General features: G+C 71.1%; 15 protein-coding genes. 4 read left to right on the forward strand and 11 right to left on the reverse strand.

Annotation, left to right across the window (positions count from 1 at the left end; genetic code table 11):
* Window positions 1–59 precede the first annotated feature (59 nt).
* A complete protein-coding gene (locus tag C3492_RS03480) occupies window positions 60–1,658 on the forward strand; it encodes a metallophosphoesterase family protein (RefSeq protein WP_181140177.1) in 1,599 nt (532 codons plus the stop codon).
* A gap of 34 nt (window positions 1,659–1,692) precedes the next feature.
* Here the strand turns inward: C3492_RS03480 and C3492_RS03485 are convergent, their stop codons facing one another.
* A complete protein-coding gene (locus C3492_RS03485; protein WP_103810217.1) occupies window positions 1,693–2,565 on the reverse strand; it encodes a DUF4429 domain-containing protein in 873 nt (290 codons plus the stop codon).
* A 79-nt stretch (window positions 2,566–2,644) separates the two neighbouring features.
* On the opposite strand from C3492_RS03485, the gene C3492_RS03490 reads away from it, so the two are divergent.
* Window positions 2,645–4,246, forward strand: coding sequence for a beta-N-acetylhexosaminidase (locus C3492_RS03490; RefSeq protein ID WP_103810218.1), 1,602 nt, complete (start codon window positions 2,645–2,647; stop codon window positions 4,244–4,246).
* A gap of 76 nt (window positions 4,247–4,322) precedes the next feature.
* Here C3492_RS03490 and C3492_RS03495 read toward each other — a convergent pair whose 3' ends face one another.
* From C3492_RS03495 to C3492_RS03540, 10 genes are all read right to left on the reverse strand, one after another.
* A complete protein-coding gene (locus C3492_RS03495; protein WP_103810219.1) occupies window positions 4,323–6,092 on the reverse strand; it encodes an IucA/IucC family siderophore biosynthesis protein in 1,770 nt (589 codons plus the stop codon).
* Window positions 6,089–6,628, reverse strand: a complete 540-nt coding sequence (locus C3492_RS03500; protein WP_103810220.1) for a GNAT family N-acetyltransferase — start codon at window positions 6,626–6,628, stop codon at window positions 6,089–6,091. The genes C3492_RS03495 and C3492_RS03500 overlap by 4 nt, the downstream gene beginning before the upstream one ends.
* The gene (locus C3492_RS03505) at window positions 6,625–7,911 is read right to left on the reverse strand and encodes a lysine N(6)-hydroxylase/L-ornithine N(5)-oxygenase family protein (RefSeq protein WP_103810221.1); all 1,287 of its coding nucleotides are present in this window, start codon (window positions 7,909–7,911) and stop codon (window positions 6,625–6,627) included. Before C3492_RS03505 ends, C3492_RS03500 begins: the two co-directional genes overlap by 4 nt.
* Window positions 7,895–9,352: a lysine decarboxylase DesA gene (gene desA / locus C3492_RS03510; RefSeq protein ID WP_103810222.1), complete on the reverse strand. Its 1,458-nt coding sequence runs from the start codon at window positions 9,350–9,352 to the stop codon at window positions 7,895–7,897. The genes C3492_RS03505 and desA overlap by 17 nt, the downstream gene beginning before the upstream one ends.
* A 107-nt stretch (window positions 9,353–9,459) precedes the next feature.
* Window positions 9,460–10,308: a siderophore-interacting protein gene (locus C3492_RS03515; protein WP_103810223.1), complete on the reverse strand. Its 849-nt coding sequence runs from the start codon at window positions 10,306–10,308 to the stop codon at window positions 9,460–9,462.
* 50 nt (window positions 10,309–10,358) lie between these two features.
* Entirely contained in the window at window positions 10,359–11,405 is a 1,047-nt protein-coding gene (locus C3492_RS03520) for an ABC transporter substrate-binding protein (RefSeq protein WP_103810224.1), read from the reverse strand.
* A 240-nt stretch (window positions 11,406–11,645) separates the two neighbouring features.
* On the reverse strand, window positions 11,646–12,806 hold the full coding sequence (locus C3492_RS03525; protein ID WP_103810424.1) for an acyl-CoA dehydrogenase family protein: 1,161 nt from the start codon (window positions 12,804–12,806) through the stop codon (window positions 11,646–11,648).
* Between the two features lie 5 nt (window positions 12,807–12,811).
* On the reverse strand, window positions 12,812–13,756 hold the full coding sequence (locus tag C3492_RS03530) for a hydroxymethylglutaryl-CoA lyase (RefSeq protein ID WP_103810225.1): 945 nt from the start codon (window positions 13,754–13,756) through the stop codon (window positions 12,812–12,814).
* Window positions 13,753–15,663 (reverse strand): biotin carboxylase N-terminal domain-containing protein, encoded by a 1,911-nt coding sequence (locus tag C3492_RS03535; protein ID WP_103810226.1) that lies wholly within the window; start codon window positions 15,661–15,663, stop codon window positions 13,753–13,755. Before C3492_RS03535 ends, C3492_RS03530 begins: the two co-directional genes overlap by 4 nt.
* 11 nt (window positions 15,664–15,674) lie before the next feature.
* The gene (locus C3492_RS03540) at window positions 15,675–17,291 is read right to left on the reverse strand and encodes a carboxyl transferase domain-containing protein (RefSeq protein WP_103810227.1); all 1,617 of its coding nucleotides are present in this window, start codon (window positions 17,289–17,291) and stop codon (window positions 15,675–15,677) included.
* A 97-nt stretch (window positions 17,292–17,388) separates the two neighbouring features.
* On the opposite strand from C3492_RS03540, the gene C3492_RS03545 reads away from it, so the two are divergent.
* On the forward strand, window positions 17,389–17,985 hold the full coding sequence (locus C3492_RS03545) for a TetR/AcrR family transcriptional regulator (RefSeq protein WP_103810228.1): 597 nt from the start codon (window positions 17,389–17,391) through the stop codon (window positions 17,983–17,985).
* Window positions 17,986–18,510: 525 nt separating this feature from the next.
* The gene (locus tag C3492_RS03550) at window positions 18,511–19,668 is read left to right on the forward strand and encodes an acyl-CoA dehydrogenase family protein (protein WP_103810229.1); all 1,158 of its coding nucleotides are present in this window, start codon (window positions 18,511–18,513) and stop codon (window positions 19,666–19,668) included.
* The last annotated feature ends 41 nt before the right edge of the window (window positions 19,669–19,709 follow it).

Raw genomic sequence — 19,709 nt, forward strand, 5'->3', positions numbered from 1 at the left:
CACGTCCTGCGACTCGTTGTCCGAACAGACGAGTTTCAGACGCCATGGACATTCCTCGTATGGGAGTACCCGAGAAGCTGGCCGCGCGCATGAGCATGGCCGAGCAGCATGAGTACCTGCGCGCCAGATTCTCGCGGCGCACCATGATCAGGGGCGGCGCGGTCACGCTGGGCGCCGTCGCGGGTGGCGCGTTCGTGCCGGGCGCCACCGCCCAGGCGGCCGTGCCGACCCTGGGGGCACCTCCCACGCCCTTCGGGCAGTGGGGGAGGACGGCCCCCGCCGCCCAGCACGTCGACGGCGCCCTCGTCGCCCCCTTCGGCCGCCACCTCGCCTGGGGCAACGACCCGCGCACCGAGATCACCGTCTCCTGGCAGGTCCCGGTCGCCGTCAAGAAGCCGTTCATCCGCATCGGCGCCCACCCGTGGGACCTCTCGCGCAGGATCGACGCCGAGGTCCGCACCCTCCACACCCCGGCCGGTGTCGGCGCGAGCGGCGACCACACCCAGTACTACCTGCACGCCAAGCTGACCCACCTGCGCCCCGGCAAGACCTACTACTACGGCGTCGGCCACCAGGGCTTCGACCCGGCCGAGCCGCACCTGCTCGGCACGGTGGGCACGTTCACCACCGCCCCCGCGCACAAGGCGCCTTTCACCTTCACGGCCTTCGGCGACGAGGGCGTCGGCTACCACGGCCTGGCCAACAACAGCCTGCTGCTCGGCCAGAACCCGGCCTTCCACCTGCACGCCGGCGACATCGCCTACGCCGACCCGGCCGGCGCCGGCAAGACCGCCGACACAGGCTTCGACTCGCGCACCTGGGACTCCTTCCTCGCCCAGACCGAGTCGGTCGCCAAGCAGGTCCCGTGGATGCCCGCGTACGGCAACCACGACATGGAGGCCTGGTACTCGCCCAACGGTTACGGCGGCGAGGAGGCCCGCTGGAACCTCCCGGACAACGGCCCCGACAAGAAGAACCTGCCGGGCGTCTACTCCTTCGTCTACGGCAACACGGCGGTCATCTCGCTCGACGCCAACGACGTCTCCTTCGAGATCCCGGCGAACCTGGGCATATCCGGCGGAACCCAGACCAAGTGGCTGGAAGGCCAGCTGAAGAAGTTCCGCGCCTCGAAGGACGTCGACTTCATCGTCGTCTTCTTCCACCACTGCGCCTACTGCACCTCCACCGCGCACGCGTCGGAGGGGGGCGTGCGCCAGGAGTGGGTGCCGCTGTTCGAGAAGTACACGGTGGACCTGGTCATCAACGGCCACAACCACCAGTACGAGCGCACCGACGTCATCAAGGCGGGCAAGGTCGCCAAGAAGCTGCCGATCGGCGGCACGGCCTACCCCGAGACCGACGGTGTGGTCTACGTCACCGCGGGCGCCGCCGGCCGCAGCCTGTACGCGTTCTCCGCCCCGGACTCCTACGAGGGACACGAGCACGAGACCGACTCCGTGGCCTCGTTCGTCAACACCAAGGACGGCAAGGTCGACGAGACCGTCGCCTGGTCCCGGGTGCGTTACCTCAACTACTCCTTCCTGCGCGTGGACGTCGCCCCCGCGCCGAAGGGCCGGCAGACCACGCTGACGGTGTCGGGCATCGCCGAGACCGGCGACCGCATCGACCACTTCACGGTGTCCCGCAAGGCCAAGTAGGCGCCTGCCGAGCGGGCGGTCCCCGGCGCCTTCGTCACAGGCGCTTGAGGACCGCCCCCTTGGCCAGGGCGAACTCCTCGTCCGTCAGCACCCCGTCGCGGTGCAGCTCGCCCAGCTCGCGCAGCCGGCGCAGCAGCACGTCGTGGTGGTCTCCGGCGCCCTCCCCGGCCGGCCGGGGAGCGTCCTGCCGTACGTCCGGCTCCGCCGCCGAAGGATGCGGCAGGCGCGCCTGCACCGCCGCCGCGACCAGGGCCATCAGCGGATCCCTCTTGAAGCCCCACAGCTCGACCGCGTTCGGGTCGTACTTGGGCGGCGCGGTGACCGGGGCGCCGCGCACCAGGAACCGCAGGTGACCGTTCTCCAGGCCGGCCGCGGGCTGCCACTCGACGCCGGTGATGTCCGCGAGGGGGATCGTGCGCGGCCCGGCGGAGGCCTTGGCCTCCTCGGTCTTCCAGTTCCACTCCAGCCGCACCCGCTCCCCGTCGAAGCCCGCCGTGCCGTCCCCGGCCGAGGCGGACACCGGCACGGACGGGCCCGGCAGCAGATACCCGTCGACCGGCTCCGGCGGCACCCCGTCCAGCAGCAGGGCGTTGCGCACCTCGTCGGCGACGTACTCGGCGACGCCGTACCGGTCGGGCTCCACCGTCAGCTGGTACGGGTCGTGCGGCTCGGCGAGCCGGCCCCCGGTGGCGTGCAGCAGCGGGTCGGCGCCGTCGCGCAGCCGCAGCCGGAGCCGCCCCGACTTCCGGCCCTGTTCGAAGGAGACGCCGGCCAAAGCGCCGAGCGGCACGATGAGTTCGCCCAGCTCACGGCGGAGCAGGCCCACGTTCTTGTCCCGGCCCGGGGTGAGGCGCAGGGCGTCCCCGTCGAAGGCCCAAGTACCGTCCTTCTGGATGATTTCCGCCATGCGGGGATTGTTCCACCCGATCTGCGGGACAGTGGTCTCGACCAAGTCTGACGGTCACCCCCTTCCGGAGGGAGCGCTTGTGAGACGGAACCACGGCACGACTCCCCGCCTGTCCCACGTCCTCGGTTCCCTGCTGCTGCTCGCGGCGGCCGGCGTCGTCACCCTCGGCGCGGACCGCACGGCGCAGGCCGCCGCCCCGACACCCCTGGACCGGGTGGTCCCGGCCCCGGCGTCGGTGACGCCCGGCGGAACGCCGTACCGCATCACCCGTGACACCCGCATCCGCGTCGACGGATCCGCCGGGGTCCGCCGCATCGGCGGCTACCTGGCCGGCCTGCTGCGCCCGGCCACCGGCTATCCGCTGCCGGTCACCGACCACGGCACCGGCGGCATCCGACTCTCCCTGGAGCAGGGCGACTTCGGCGCCGAGGGCTACCGCCTGCACAGCGGCGCGGGCGGAGTCACCCTCACCGCGCGCACCCCCGCCGGCCTCTTCCACGGCGTCCAGACCCTGCGCCAGCTCCTCCCGGCGGCCGTCGAGAAGAGGACCGTCCAGCCCGGCCCCTGGCCGATCGCCGGCGGCACCGTCCGGGACCGCCCCCGCTACGCCTACCGGGGCGCCATGCTCGACGTCTCCCGGCACTTCTTCACGGTCGCCCAAGTCAAGCGCTACATCGACCAGTTGGCGCTCTACAAGGTCAACGAGCTGCATCTGCACCTCAGCGACGACCAGGGCTGGCGCATCGCGATCGACTCCTGGCCGCGCCTGGCCTCCTACGGCGGCTCCACCCAGGTCGGCGGCGGCCCGGGCGGCCACTACACCAAGGCCGACTACCGGGAGATCGTGCGGTACGCGGCCTCCCGCTACCTGGAGGTCGTGCCCGAGATCGACATGCCCGGCCACACCAACGCGGCCCTCGCCTCCTACGCCCGGCTCAACTGCGACGGCGTGGCACCCCCGCTGTACACCGGGACCGAGGTCGGCTTCAGCTCGCTGTGCGTGCCCAAGGAGGCCACCTACGACTTCGTGGACGACGTCGTCCGGGAGGTGGCCGCCCTCACCCCCGGCCGCTACCTGCACATCGGCGGCGACGAGGCGCACTCCACCAGCCACGCGGACTACGTGACGTTCATGGACCGGGTGCAGCCGGTCGTCGCCCGCTACGGCAAGACGGTCATCGGCTGGCACCAGCTCACCGGCGCGCACCCGGCGAAGGGCGCCCTCGCCCAGTACTGGGGCCTGGACGACACCAGCGCGGCGGAGAAGGCACAGGTAGCCGAGGCCGCCCGGAACGGCACGGGCCTGATCCTGTCCCCGGCCGACCGGACCTACCTCGACATGAAGTACACGCGGAACACCGGCCCCGGCGCGGACTGGGCGGGCCTGGTGGAGGTGAAGCGGTCGTACGACTGGGATCCGGGCGCCTATCTCACCGGGGTGCCGGCCTCGGCGGTCCGGGGCGTCGAGGCACCCCTGTGGACGGAGAACGTGACGGACACCGCCGAGATCGAGTACATGGCGTTCCCGCGGCTCGCCGGCGCGGCCGAGCTGGGCTGGTCACCGGCGGCCGGCCACGACTGGAACGCCTACCGGGTCCGGCTGGCGGCCCAGGGTCCCCGCTGGGACGCCCTCGGCATCCGCTACTACCGCTCACCCCAGGTGCCCTGGCCGGCCCGCTGACCGGAAGCCGACGGGCACCCCGCAGGACCGTACTCCGGGGTGCCCGTCAGGTCTGTGCCCGTCGTCCGCGGTGCCGTCAGAACCCGGCGATCGGGTTCTTCAGGGTGCCGACGAGCTGGAGCGCGCCGGACGGGTCGGCGAGGTCCACCATCTGCCTGTTGTCGCGCAGCTGGAGACGGTTCAGGCAGGACAGCGCGAACTCGGGGGCGAACATGTCGTACTGGCGGAACCTGTCCGCCAGGTGCGGATTCGCCTCCTGGTACTCGCGGGTGACCTCGGCGACCGTGCGCCAGAAGCCGTCCTCCTCCAGGATGCCCTCGGCGGCGAGGCGGGCGGCGAGGAAGCGGAAGAAGCAGTCGAAGACGTCCGTGAAGACGGACAGCAGCTTCTTGTCCTCGGGGACCTCGACGCGGATCCGCCGCACCTCGGGCGGCAGGGCCGCGTCCGGGTCCATGACGGCGATCTCCTCGGCGATGTCCTTGTAGACCGCCCGCCGCACGGCCCCGTCCCGCAGCACCAGGATCGTGTTCTCGCCGTGCGGCATGAACACCAGGTCGTAGGCGTAGAAGCTGTGCAGCAGCGGGGTGTAGTAGGCCCGCAGGTACTGCCGCAGCCACTCGGTGGGGGCCAGGCACGAGCGTTCGATCAGGGCGCCCGCGAAGGAGGCGCCCTCGTCGTCCACGTGCAGCAGCGAGGCCATGGTGGCCAGGGTCTCGCCGTCCCGCAGCGAGGACACCGGGCTCTCCCGCCACAGCGCGGCCAGCATCTTGCGGTACGGCGAGTAGCGGTCGGTGGCCCGCTCGTACTCCAGGTGCCGGTAGCCGACGGCGGCCCGCTCCCGGATGATGGACAGGCCCGTCGACTTCAGCACCGGGTCGCTGTCGATCAGCTGGGCCAGCCAGTCGTTGATGGCCGGGGTCGCCTCCATGTAGGCGGCGGACAGACCGCGCATGAAGCCCATGTTGAGGACCGACAGGGCGGTCTTCACGTAGTGCTTGTGCGGGTCGCTGGTGTTGAAGAAGGTGCGGATCGACTGCTGGGCCAGGTACTCGTCGTCGCCCTCGCCCAGGCAGACCAGATACTGGCGGGCCACCTCGGCGGCGAACGTGACGCTGAGCTTGTTCCACCACTGCCAGGGGTGGACCGGCATGAACAGGTAGTCGGCGGGGTCCAGGCCCCGGTCGGTGAGGACGGCACGGAACCGCTCCACCGTCTTCTCGCCCAGCTCCGCCCGCAGGAACGACTCGTACTCGATCCCGGCACCGGCCGTGAACGCGGCCCGCGAGCGGTGCGCGGCCAGCCACACCAGCCGCACCGGGCTCGCCGTCTCCGGCGCGTACGACAGGTACTCGTGGACGCCGAAGCCGAGCCGTCCGTTGTTCGCGACGAAGCACGGATGGCCCTCGGTCATCCCGGTCTCGATCGCCTGGAAGCCGCTCCGCGCCAGCTCGGCCGAGGTCACGCGGGGCTTGGTGAGCTTGTAGCAGGTGCCCGAGAGGGTGGAGGAGATCTCCTCCAGGTAGACCGGCAGGACCTCGTCGCTCAGCCCCAGCGACTCCTTCAGCTCGATGAAGAAGTCCAGGGCGGCCAGCGGGAGTTCGGTGCCTTCGCGGTGCCGGGTGAGGGAGCCGGGGTCGATCTCCCAGTGGTCGAGGGCCCGCCGCACGGCGCTGAACCGGTAGGTGGTGAGCCCGTCGTCGCTGCGGACGACGTACCGGCCGCCGTCCTCCTCGGGCGTGATCAGCCGCTCGTGCGCGAACTCGGCGAGCGCCTTGCGCAGCAGCAGCCGGTTGGCGGTCGCCCAGCGCTCGGGGGACAGATGGGCCACGGCGTCGGCGAGGGTCATATGGTCACCGCCTTCTCGAACTGCTCGCGGGTGCAGAAGCTCAGCAGCGCCCGCTTCTCCGGCTTGTCGATCTCCCGCTCGGGCACGAACCCGACGGCCGCGTTCAGGGCGTGCACCGCCGTGTTGCGGACGTCCGGCTCGACGACGACCCGCCGCACCGCCGGGTCCTCGAAGAGACGGGCCATGACGGCGGTGATGACGGCCCTGGTGAAGCCGTGCACGGGGGTGTCGGTGGCCGGGGTCAGGAAGTGCATCCCGACATCGCCCGGCAGTGGCTCGTACAGCCCGGCCAGCTCCCGGTGCGCAGGGTCGTACGTCTCCGTCAGGAAGACGGGCGTGCCGTCGCGCAGCCCGAGCAGGGCGTGGTGGTGCTCGTCCGCCGCGATCTCCATGTAGGCGCGCTCGACGTCCTCCAGCCGCGCGTCCTGCATCATCCAGAAGGCCGCCTTGGGATGGGTGACCCAGGAGTGCAGCAGCTCGGCGTCGGTGAGCGGGTCGACGGGACGGAACGTGAAGGTCAGGGTCGTGCCGGTCATACCGCGAACTCCTGGAAGGCGATGGTCTTCTCCACCGGGTAGTACTCCGTGCCGAGCAGTTCCCGGATGATGTACGCGTTCCGGTACGCGCCCATGCCCAGGTCGGGGCTGGTGATGCTGTGGGTGTGGACGCCGGCGTTCTGGAGGAAGACCCCGCGGCCGGTGACGTCCACGGAGTAGTTGCGGGCGACGTCGAAGCGGCCGTGGCCGTCGAAGCGGAGCCGGTCCTGGACCGGGGCGAGGAACGCCGGCGGGGTGTAGTGGTAGCCGGTGGCCAGGACCAGGCCCTCGCTGCGGATCTCGAAGTCCTTGCCCTGCTCGTCCTGGTGGAAGCCGAGGGTGTACGTGCCGTCCTGGTACGTCGCCGTGCGCAGCGTGGAGTTGGTGAGCAGCCGGGTGGGGACCGGGCGGTCGCCGCTCTCGACGTTCTTCTGGTACAGCAGGTCGAAGATCGCGTCGATGAGGTCCGAGTTGATGCCCTTGAACAGGCCCTTCTGCTGCTTCTCCAGCCGGTAGCGGGTCTCCTCGGGCAGCGCCCGGAAGTAGTCGACGTAGTCCGGGGAGGTCATCTCCAGGGTCAGTTTGGTGTACTCCAGCGGGAAGAACCGCGGGGAGCGGGTGACCCAGTTGAGCCGGTAGCCGTGGACGTCGATCCCGGCGAGGAGTTCGTGGTAGATCTCGGCCGCGCTCTGGCCGCTGCCGACGATCGTGATGGACTTCTTCTCCAGCAGCTCCGCCTTGCGGTGCATGTACTGGGAGGTGTGCAGGAAGTCGCCGCCCAGCCCCTGGCACGCCTGCGGCACGAAAGGGACCGTGCCGGTGCCGAGGACCAGGTGCCGGGCCCGGTAGGTGTCCCCGGCGCCGGTGCGGACGACGTACCGCTCGTCCTCGTACGTCACCTCGGTGACCGTGGTGCCGAAGCGGACGCTGCTCAGTTTGTTCGCGGCCCAGCGGCAGTAGTCGTCGTACTCGACCCGCAGCGGGTAGAAGTTCTCGCGGATGTAGAACGAGTACAGTCTGCCCTTCTCCTTCAGGTAGTTGAGGAAGGAGTACGGCGAGGTCGGGTCGGCCAGGGTGACCAGGTCCGACATGAACGGGGTCTGGAGGTGGGCGCCGTCCAGGAACATGCCGGCGTGCCACTCGAAGTCGGGCTTGGACTCCAGGAAGACGCCGTCCAGTTCGGCGATCGGCTCGGTGAGGCAGGCGAGACCGAGGTTGAAGGGGCCGAGCCCGATCCCCACGAAGTCGTAGGTCTTGCCGTGGGCTTCAGGACGCGCGGTCAAGGGACTCTCCCAGGTACTGCTCGGCGTGGCCGGCGATCAGATCGAGGACGGCGGCGATGTCGGCCGTCTGTGTCTCGGGGTTGAGCAGGGTGAACTTCAGGTAGTGGCGGCCGCCCACCTTGGTGCCCGCGACCACGGCGTCACCGGAGGCGAACAGGGCCTTGCGGGCGTGGAGGTTGGCGCGGTCGGTCTCGGCCGGGTCGGTGACGGCCGCGGGGATGTAGCGGAAGACGAGGGTGGAGAGGCTGGGCTCGACGACGACGTCGTAACGGGGGTCGGCCACGAGCAGCTTCCAGCCCTCCCGGGCCAGGTCGCAGACCTCGTCGAAGAGCCGGCCGATGCCGTCGGCGCCCATCGTGCGCAGCGTCATCCACAGTTTGAGGGCGTCGAAGCGGCGGGTGGTCTGGAGGGACTTGTCGACCTGGTTGGGAATGCGTTCCTGCACCATGCGGCGCGGGTTGAGGTACTCCGCGTGGTAGGTGGCGTGCCGCAGGGTGGCCGCGTCCCGGACCAGTACGGCGGACGAACTGACCGGCTGGAAGAAGGACTTGTGGTAGTCGACGGTGACCGAGTCGGCGCGTTCGATGCCGTCGATCCGGTCCCGGTACTTCAGGGAGGCGAGCAGGCCGCAGCCGTAGGCCGCGTCGACGTGCATCCAGACGCCGTACTGGGCGCACAGCCCGGCGATCTCCGGGAGCGGGTCGATGGAGCCGAAGTCGGTGGTGCCGGCGGTGGCGACGACGGCCATGGGGATCAGGCCGTCCTGCCGGCAGCGCTCCAGCTCATGGGCGAGGGCGACCGTCTGCATGCGCTTGTCGTGGTCGACGGGGACGGTGACGACGGCGTCCGGCCCGAGCCCGAGCAGTTTCGCGGACTTCCTGACGCTGAAGTGGCTGACCTCGGAGGCGAACACGCGCAGCCGGCCGAGCGAGTCGCCTCCTTCCCGCCCTGGCCCGGCCTCCTCCCGGGCCAGCAGCAGCGCCTGGAGGTTGGACTGGGTGCCGCCGGAGGTGAAGACGCCGTCGGCGGCCGGGCCGAGGCCGATACGGGCGGCCGTCCAGTCGATGAGCTTGCGCTCGATGAGGGTGCCGCCGGCCGACTGGTCCCAGGTGTCCAGCGAGGAGTTGACCGCGGAGAGCACGGCTTCGCCGAGTACCGCCGGGATGACGACCGGGCAGTTGAGGTGGGCGAGGTAGCGGGGGTGGTGGAAGTAGACCGCGTCCCGGAGGTAGACGTCCTCCAGTTCGTCCAGCACGGCGAAGGTGTCGCCCAGCGGGCGGTCGAGGTCGATCGCGTCGATGGCGGGGGAGAGGGCGTCCACGGTGATGCCGGTGAACGGACGGTCGGTGGTGGCGAGTTTGGCCGCCACCCGCTCGACTCCTTCGGTCACGGAGCGGCGGTAGTGCTCCGCGGTGAGGCCATTGAGCAGGTGCGAGCGCATGTGGGGGTCCTCCGAGGGGACGGTCCGTGCGAGATCAACTTAGGTTAGCCTAACCTAAATTCTACGGGTCAGGGCATGCCGTGACCCGTGGCCGATGTCACGAAGGGTCAGGTTTGTTCCGCGGCGCGGAGCTGTTCCTCCGTCATCCCCTGCCGCCAGTAGCCGACGAAGGTGACGCGCCGCCGGTCCACCCCGCGCTCACCGACGAAGTGCCGCCGCAGCGCCTTCACCTGACCGGACTCACCGGCGATCCACACGTACGCCCGCTCGGCGTCCGGCAGGGGGGCGGCTCGTACGGCGTCGACGGCCATGGGGGACCCGTCGTGCCGTACGAGCCACGTGATCTCCGCGTCCGCCTCCGTGCGCACGTCCTGGATGTCTCCGGCGTGGGGCACCTCCAGCCAGGCCCGGGCCCGGGTGCCGGCGGGGAGGGCTTCGAGGATCGCGGTCGCGGCGGGCACGGCGGTCTCGTCGCCGCACAGCACGACGGGACCGGTGTCCTCGGGCGGACGGAACCGGATCGCCCGGTTGTCGGCGACGGCCGGGCCGAGCAGCAGCACCCGGTCACCTGCGGCGGCGCGCGCGGCCCAGCGGGAGGCGGGGCCGGCGGGCGCGGCGGCACCCGGCTCCACGCCGTGCAGGGCGAAGTCGATGTCGATCTCGTCGGGGTCGCGGCGCAGTGCCCGGAGCGTGTACGAGCGCATCACCGCCCGCACGTCGTCCGGGAGTTCCCGCCATCCCTGCCACCAGCCCTCGCCCAGCTCCAGCGGGACCACGGGTTCGCTCTGCCCGGGGTGCGGCAGGAAGAGCGACAGGGACTGGTCCCGCCCGTCCGAGTGGAAGGCGTGCAGATCGGCGCCGCCGAAGGTGACCCGGACCAGAGACGGACCGAGCCGCCTCGTCCGTACGACCTGGAGGGCGAAGAAACGGAACGGGGCGGCTACGGCCGTCGTCATATGGAGCTCCTGAGGGTGGGGGTCAGGACTTTGTCAGTGGTGCTTACGGGTCAACTGACCTTCTTGGCCTTCTCCAGGGCTTCCGCCAGGTTCGTCAGCAGCGGCACGCACTTGTCGTACGACAGGATCGGCTCGGGGGACCGGGGGATGACCTGACCCGCCTTCACCGCGGGCAGCTTCTTCCAGGTGGCCTTGGTGATGTCGGCGGGCTGGATCGCCGAGGTGCGGTCGTCCATCATGATGATGTCGGCCTGGTACTTGTCGACGTTCTCCCAGCTCAGCGACTCGTACCAGCCACCGCCCTGCTTCTTGGCGCTCTCCGGCGGCTCCACGAAGTTCACGCCGAGGGCCTTGAAGTACTCCAGGTCGATGGAGAGGTTGGTGCCGGAGACGTAGAAGAGCTGGTCGCTGGCGCTGCCCGCCATCACCTTGATGCCGGGCTTGGCCTTGGCGGCGGCGCGCAGCCGGGCGGCGGCGTTCTCGAACCGCTTCCTGGCGTCGGTGACCTCGGCGGCCTTCATGTCCGCGCCGAGCGACTCGGCGAGGTCCCACATGCGCTGCAGCGGCTCGGTGAGCTGGCGGTCGTAGACGGAGATGCCGACGCTGGGAGCCAGCTGGGCGATCTTCTTCTTCGACTCCTCGGGGACGTACCAGAGGGTGCCGGCGTCGTCGAACATCGTGGAGATGAGCACGTCCGGGGCGAGGGAGGCGTACTTCTCGACGCTGAACTGGCCCCAGGTGTTGCCGAGGACCGTCACCTTGCTGATGTCCATGTCACCGGCCTGCACATCGGGCTTGCCGGCGGTGGTCTTCGTCGGGCCGAAGACGCCCTTCACCTGGATGCCGTAGTCGTACAGCGCGGCGCCGACACCCGTGAACGCGACGATGTTCGCGGGGACCTTGTCCAGCTTCACGGTCGTGCCGCGGTCGTCCTTGAACGACCAGGGCCCGGACGCGCCGGCCTTCGCCTCCGTGCCGGAGCCGCCGTCTTTGCCCTTGTCGTCCCCGCAGGCGGCGAGCGCGGCACCGAGTCCGAGGGCGCCGCCGGCGGCGAGCAGGCCACGGCGAGTGAGGTGGGTGACACGGGCATGGGGCATGGGTATGACTGCTTTCGAACGGGGCGGAGCGCCCGCCGGACAAGTTCGAAGGTAGGTTAGCCTAACCTCAGCTGATGTCCAGGGGGCGGGTACCTGCCCGTTCACCCGGTGCGCGCGTCGTGGACGACTCCCAGCCGGCCCGGAGTTGGCGGTGCGCGTCCTGCGCGCCGGCCGCACACATGGCAGGGGACCGACAGCCGGGTGCTGTCGGTCCCGTGTGCGGCGGGGGCGGGGGCCCGGTCAGCTCACCAGGCCCAGTTCGCGGGCGATCAGCATCCGCTGGACCTCGCTCGTGCCCTCGCCGATCTCCAGGATCTTGGAGTCGCGCCACATGCGGGCCACCGGGTACTCGTTCATGAAGCCGTAGCCGCCGTGGATCTGGGTGGCCTCGCGGGCGTTGTCGACGGCGACCGTGGAGGAGTAGAGCTTGGCCAGGGCCGCCTCCTTCTTGAAGGGTTCACCGGCCACCAGACGGCTGGCGGCGTCGCGCCAGGCGAGGCGGGCGGTGTGGGCCTTCATCTCCATGTCGGCGATCTTGAACTGGATCGCCTGGTTGGCCCCGATGGGCTTGCCGAAGGCGCGGCGTTCCTTGGCGTACTTCACCGACTCGTCCACGCAGCCCTGGGCCAGGCCCGTCGCCAGGGCCGCGATGGCGATGCGGCCCTCGTCCAGGATGCGCAGGAACTGGGCGTAGCCACGGCCCTGTTCGCCCAGGAGGTTGGCGGCCGGGACCCGGACGTCGGTGAACGACAGCTCACGGGTGTCCGACGCGTTCCAGCCGACCTTCGAGTAGGGCGCCGCCACCGTGAACCCCGGCGTGCCCGACGGGACGATGATCGCCGAGATCTCCGGCCGGCCGTCCGGCTTGCGTCCGGTGACGGCGGTGACGGTCACCAGCCCCGTGATGTCCGTGCCCGAGTTCGTGATGAAGCACTTGGTGCCGTTGATCACCCACTCGTCGGTGTCCGGGTCGAGGCGGGCCGTCGTACGGGTCGCCCCCGCGTCGCTGCCGCCGTCGGGTTCCGTGAGGCCGAACGCCCCCAGGATCTCGCCGGTGCACAGCCGGGGCAGCCACTGCCGCTTCTGCTCCTCCGTGCCGAACAGGTGCAGCGGCATCGCGCCCAGCGAGACCCCCGCCTCCAGGGTGATGGCCACCGACGAGTCGACGCGGGCCAGCTCCTCCAGCGCGATGCCGAGCGCCAGGTAGTCGCCGCCCATGCCGCCGTACTCCTCCGGGAACGGCAGCCCGAACAGGCCCATGCGGCCCATCTCCCGGACGATCTCGTACGGGAACTCGTGCCGCTCGTAGAAGTCGCCGATCTTCGGCGCCACGACATCGTGCGCGAACTCCTCCACCGTACGGCGGAGGTCCTCCAGCTCGGGGCTGAGACGGTGGTCCATGCTGATCACTGGTCCTTGTGGGAGAGAGCGCGGACGGTACGGGACGGGCTGGGCCGGCCCAGCTGTTCGGCCATCCACACGCTCGTGGCGGTCAGACGGCCGAGGTCGACCCCCGTCTCGATGCCGAGCCCGTGCAGCATCCAGACGAGGTCCTCGGTGGCGAGGTTGCCGGTGGCGGACTTGGCGTACGGACAGCCGCCGAGGCCGCCCGCGGAGGCATCGACCGTGGTGACGCCGTGCTGGAGCGCCGCCAGGGTGTTGGCGAGCGCCTGGCCGTAGGTGTCGTGGAAGTGCACGCCGATCACCTCCGTCGGCACGCCCCGGTCGTTCAGCAGCCCGAGCAGTTCGCGCACCTGGCCGGCCGTGGCCACGCCGATCGTGTCGCCGAGGCTCAGCTCGTCACAGCCCATGTCCCGCAGGGCCGTGCAGACCCGGGCCACCTGGTGCGGCGGCACCGCGCCCTCCCACGGGTCGCCGAAGCACATGGACACATAGCCGCGCACGTGCACGCCCCGGTCCTTGGCCTCGCGCACCACCGGTTCGAACACCGCGAGCGACTCGTCCAGCGTGCGGTTGAGGTTGGCCTTCGCGAAGGACTCCGTGGCGCTGGCGAACACGGCGACGCGCCCGGCGCCGAGGGCCAGCGCCCGGTCCAGGCCGCGCCGGTTGGGCACCAGCACCGGCAGGGTCACCCCGGGCAGGTCGCTCACCAGCGGGAACAGCTCCTCGGCATCGGCGAGTTGGGGCACCCACTTGGGGTGCACGAAGCTCGTCGCCTCGATCGTCGTCAGGCCCGCGCCGGCCAGCCGCCGGATGAACTCCGCCTTGACCGCCGTGGGCACGGCCGTCTTCTCGTTCTGCAACCCGTCCCGGGCGCCGACCTCGTGGATCCGCACCCGCGCGGGCAGGCCCGGGGCCGGTACGACCATGGGCAGACCGTCGACGCTCATTCCGCCTCCTTGGGGGCGATGACCGCCAGCACCTGGTCCATGGCGACCGTCGTGCCCGGTGTCACGTCCAGCTCGGCGACCGTGCCGGCGTGCGGGGCGGAGATGACGTGCTCCATCTTCATCGCCTCCACCACCAGCAGGCTCTGCCCGGCGGCCACCTCGTCGCCGACGGCCACCTTGACCACCGTCACCGTGCCGGGCATGGGCGCGGTCAGCGAGTCGGCACCCGCGTGGGCCGCGCGGTTCAGCGACGCGGCCACCGGGTCGTGGTCGCGCACCTGCCAGGCGTCCCCGTCGCGGCCGATCCAGTCCCCGGCCCGGTGGAAGGTGTGCCGGACGCCGTCGAGGGTGACGGTCACACGGTCGCCGGTGACGGTGTGGGTGCCCCGGGGCGTGTACGTCACCGGGTCCTGCGCCCGCACATGGAAGGCGGGCGGCTTCGGAATGCCGCCGAGGCGCCAGCCGCTCGGCACCGAGAAGGGGTCGACCCAGCCCTCCGTACGCGGCTGAAGCCGCTCCAGGCGTACGGCCGCCGCCGCCTCGTACACCTCCTCGGGCACGTCCGTGGAGACCAGGTCGTCCACGACGCGCTCGACCAGGCCCGTGTCCAACTCGCCCGCGACGACCGCCGGGTGCGCGAGCAGCCGGCGCAGGAAGCCCGCGTTGGTCTGCACGCCGAGCGTGACCGTCTGCGCGAGTGCCGAGCGGAGCTTGCGGAGCGCCGTCTCCCGGTCGGGGCCGTACGCGATCACCTTGGACAGCATCGGGTCGTACAGGCTGCCCACCTCGGTGCCCTCGGTGAGCCCGGAGTCGGTGCGCACGCCGTCGCCCTGCGGTTCGTTCAGCAGCAGGACCGTGCCGCCGGACGGCAGGAACCCGCGCGCGGGGTCCTCCGCGCAGATCCGGGCCTCCACCGCGTGGCCGGTCAGCCGCAGGTCCTGCTGCGCGAAGGCCAGCGGCTCCCCGGCGGCCACCCGCAGCTGCCACTCCACCAGGTCGAGCCCGGTGACGAGTTCGGTGACCGGGTGTTCCACCTGGAGGCGGGTGTTCATCTCCATGAAGTAGTACTGCGAGGGGTCGCCGCCCGGCACGATGAACTCCACCGTGCCCGCGCCCCGGTACCCGCACGAGCGGGCCGCCTGTACGGCCGCCTCGCCCATCGCGGCCCGGGTCCGCTCGTCGAGGAGCACGCTCGGCGCCTCCTCGATGATCTTCTGGTGGCGCCGCTGGAGGGAGCACTCGCGCTCGCCCAGGTGGACCACGTTGCCGTGGCCGTCGGCCAGCACCTGGATCTCGATGTGCCGGGGCCGGTCGACCCACCGCTCCACCAGCAGGGTGTCGTCGCCGAAGGAGGCGCGGGCCTCGCGGCGCGCGGCGGCGATCTCCTCCTCCAGCACGGTCATGTCCCGCACCAGCCGCATGCCCTTGCCGCCGCCCCCGGCCGACGGCTTCAGCAGCACAGGAGCGCCCAGCGCGCGGGCGGCCTCGGCCAGTTCGGGGTCGCGGCCGCCCGGCACCACCGGCACCCCGGCCGCCTGCACCGTCTCCTTGGCGCGGATCTTGTCGCCCATGAGCGCGATGGCGTCCGCCGGCGGGCCGATGAACACCAGCCCCGCCTCCTCGCAGGCGCGCGCGAAGCCCGCGTTCTCCGCGAGGAAGCCGTAGCCGGGGTGGACGGCCTGGGCGCCGGTGCGGGCGGCGGCCTCCAGCAGCCGCTCCACCGACAGATAGCTCTCGGCGGCCGGCGCCGGACCGATCCGTACCGCCGTGTCGGCCGCCCGGACGTGCCGCGCGTCGGCGTCGGCGTCGGAGAAGACCGCCACCGAGCGCACGCCCAGCGAGCGGAGCGTACGGATGACGCGTACGGCGATCTCGCCCCGGTTGGCCACCAGCACTGTGTCGAACACGGTTCCCCTCCTCACATCCGGAAGACGCCGAACTGGGGGTCTCCCAGGGGCGCGTTGGCGCAGGCCGTCAGGGCGAGGCCCAGCACCTGACGGGTCTCCAGCGGGTCGATGACGCCGTCGTCCCAGAGCCGGGCGGTGGCGTAGTAGGCGTTGCCCTGGCGTTCGTACTGCGCGCGGATCGGCGCCTTGAACGCCTCCTCGTCCTCGGCGGGCCAGGACTCCCCGCGCGCCTCCAGCTGGTCCCGTTTGACGGTCGCCAGCACGGACGCGGCCTGCTCGCCGCCCATGACGGAGATCTTGGCGCCCGGCCACATCCACAGGAAGCGGGGCGAGTAGGCCCGGCCGCACATCGAGTAGTTGCCCGCGCCGTACGAGCCGCCGACGACCACCGTCAGCTTCGGCACGCGCGTGCAGGCGACCGCGGTCACCATCTTGGCGCCGTGCTTGGCGATGCCGCCGGCCTCGTAGTCCTTGCCGACCATGAAGCCGGAGATGTTCTGGAGGAACACCAGCGGGATGCCGCGCTGGTCGCACAGTTCGATGAAGTGGGCGCCCTTCTGGGCGGACTCGGAGAACAGGATGCCGTTGTTGGCGACGATCCCGACCGGGTGGCCGTGGATGCGCGCGAAGCCGGTGACCAGGGTCTGCCCGAACTCGCTCTTGAACTCGGCGAACCGGGAGCCGTCGACGACGCGCGCGATGATCTCGCGGACGTCGTAGGGGGTGCGGGAGTCGACGGGGACCGCGCCGTAGAGCCCGTAGGGGTCCACCTTCGGCTCGGTGACGGGTGCGACCTCCCAGGGCGGCGACTGCCGGACCGGGAGCGTGGCGACGATGTTCCGGACGATCCTGAGGGCGTGCGCGTCGTCCTCGGCGAGGTGGTCGGTGACCCCGGACACCCGGGAGTGGACCTCGCCGCCGCCCAGCTCCTCCGCCGTGACGACCTCGCCGGTGGCCGCCTTCACCAGGGGCGGGCCGCCCAGGAAGATCGTGCCCTGACCGCGCACGATCACCGCCTCGTCGCTCATCGCCGGGACGTACGCCCCGCCGGCCGTGCAGGAGCCGAGCACGGCCGCGATCTGCGGGATGCCCGCGCCGGACATCCGGGCCTGGTTGTAGAAGATCCGCCCGAAGTGGTCCCGGTCCGGGAAGACCTCGTCCTGCATCGGCAGGAAGGCCCCGCCGGAGTCGACCAGGTAGACGCACGGCAGCCGGTTGTCGAGGGCCACCTCCTGGGCGCGGAGGTGCTTCTTCACCGTCATCGGGTAGTACGTGCCGCCCTTGACCGTGGCGTCGTTCGCGACGATCACGCACTCGCGCCCGCTGACCCGGCCGATCCCGGCGATCACCCCGGCGGCCGGGGCCTGTCCCTCGTACATCCCGTCGGCCGCGAGCGGGGCCAGCTCCAGGAAGGGCGAGCCCGGGTCGAGCAGTGTGTCCACCCTGTCCCTCGGCAGCAGCTTGCCGCGCGCGGTGTGCCGGGCCCGTGCCTTCTCGCCGCCGCCGAGGGCCGCCGCGGCCAGTTTGGCGCGCAGCTCCTCCACCAGGGCGAGATGCGCCTGTTCATTGGCCCGCCAGGCCTCCGACGCGGGATCTGCCGCGCTCTGGAGCTCCGGTGCCTCGTGCATCCTGCGGTTCCCCTCACCGGTGATCGAACCTGTTAATGAGCGTTAACCATTGCCACCAGGTTAACGACCGCTAACCTCGCTGTCTAGAATTGGCTGCATGGTCACCAGAACCGACGCCCCCACCCGCCGCGAGCAGATCCTCAAGGAGGCCGCCCGGCTGTTCGCCGAGCGCGGGTTCCACGGCGTCGGGGTCGACGAGATAGGCGCCGCGGTCGGCATCAGCGGCCCCGGCCTCTACCGGCACTTCCCGGGCAAGGACGCGATGCTCGCCGAACTGCTGGTCGGCATCAGCGGGCAGTTGCTGACCGGGGCCAAGCGCCGGCTGGCGGAGGCCGACGGGGTCCCCGCGACCCGCATCCTCGACTCCCTGATCGAGGGCCACATCGACTTCGCCCTGGACGACCGCCCGCTGATCACCCTGCACGACCGCGAGCTTGACCGCCTGCGGGACAGCGACCGCAAGCTGGTGCGGCAGCTCCAGCGGCAGTACGTGGAGCTGTGGGTGGAGGTGGTCCGCGCGGTGTACCCGGGCCTGACCGAACCGGCCGCCCGCTCGGCCGTCCACTCGGTCTTCGGCCTGCTCAACTCCACCCCCCACCTCGGGCGCGCCGGCACGCTCCCCGGCCGGGGCACGACGGCGGCCCTGCTGCACCGCATGGCGCGGGGCGCGTTCGAGGCGGCGGGCGAGCGGTAGCCCGGCCCCGCTGTTCGCGCAGGTCAGCGGCATGATCTGCGGCCCCCTGTGCCGATGGAGGGGGGAGCCGTGGCGACCGACACGGCCGGGGGAGTGACGGGTTCGGGAGTGCCGCGGGGGCCGGCCGCGCTCGCCGTGGCGGCGACGCTGACGGCTGCCGCCGGGGGTGACCGGACGGGGGACTGCGCGCGGGGCGACGCCATCGCCCTGTCGGCGCGGGCGTCGTTCCGCGTCGGCTGCGCGCACGCGCGGGTGGGCGCCGAGTACGGGGTGAGCACGCCGCGTCAGGGTCACCGGACCCGTGCGCGGCACGCTGTCCGGCTGCGGCTTGCGGTACCGGCGGGGCGCCGTGGAACACCGGCAGGACGTCGGCTGCGAGACGGACGTCCGGCTCGGCCCCGCCCCTCGGGGGAGCGTGACGAGCGTTACGGCGGAACCCCCCTGGACGGGATTCCGTACTCGCCGGTACGGTTGAGTGAGCAAGCGCTTAGACATGCCCGATGTCAGGTACGTGGAGGTGGCGGCGTGCGCCGTACGGTGTTCAACGAGGATCACGAGGCGTTCCGGGAGACCCTTCGCGCCTTCATCGAGGCCGAGGTCGTGCCGGTGTACGACGAGTGGTTCGCCGCCGGCCAGGCGCCGCGCGACTTCTACTACAAGCTCGGCGAGCTGGGCATCTTCGGCATCAGCGTGCCCGAGGAGTTCGGCGGCGCGGGCCTGGACACCCACAAGTTCGAGGCCGTCCTCTACGAGGAGACCGCCCGCGCCGGCGTGCAGTTCGGCGGTTCCGGCGTGCACGTGCTGCTCGCCCTGCCCTACATCAAGATGCTCGCCACCGACGAGCAGAAGAAGCGCTACCTGCCGAAGTTCGTCACCGGCGAGGAGATGTGGGCCATCGCGATGACCGAGCCGGGCACCGGCTCCGACCTCGCGGGCATGAAGACCACCGCCAAGCTCTCCGAGGACGGCACGCACTACGTCCTCAACGGCGCCAAGACCTTCATCACCGGCGGTGTGCACGCCGACAAGGTGATCGTCTGTGCCCGCACGGCCGCGCCGACCGCCGAGGACCGCCGTCACGGCATCTCCCTGTTCGCCGTGGACACCAAGTCCGAGGGCTACTCCATCGGCCGCAAGCTGGACAAGCTGGGCCTGCGCACCTCCGACACCGCAGAGCTGGCCTTCGTCGACGTCAAGGTCCCGGTCGAGGACCTGCTCGGCGAGGAGAACAAGGGCTTCTACTACCTCGGCCACAACCTGGCCTCCGAGCGCTGGGGCATCGCCTTCGGCGCCTACGCCCAGGCCAAGGCCGCCGTCCGGTTCGCCAAGCAGTACGTGCAGGAGCGCACCGTCTTCGGCAAGCCGGTCGCCCACTTCCAGAACACCAAGTTCGAGCTGGCCGCCTGCCAGGCCGAGGTGGACGCCGCCGAGGCCGTCGCCGACCGCGCCCTGGAGGCGCTGGACGCCGGTGAGCTCACCCCCGCCGAGGCCGCCTCCGCGAAGCTCTTCTGCACCGAGGTCGCCCACCGCGTGATCGACCGCTGCCTCCAGCTCCACGGCGGCTACGGCTACATGAACGAGTACCCGATCGCCCGCCTGTACGCGGACAACCGCGTCAACCGCATCTACGGCGGTACCAGCGAGATCATGAAGACGATCATCGCCAAGGACATGGGCCTGTAAGGCCCCGGACACCGACGCGCGATCACTGGCCGGTACAACTG

The sequence above is a fragment of the Streptomyces sp. Ru62 genome (genome assembly GCF_002920615.1).
Taxonomy (GTDB): Bacteria; Actinomycetota; Actinomycetes; order Streptomycetales; family Streptomycetaceae; genus Streptomyces.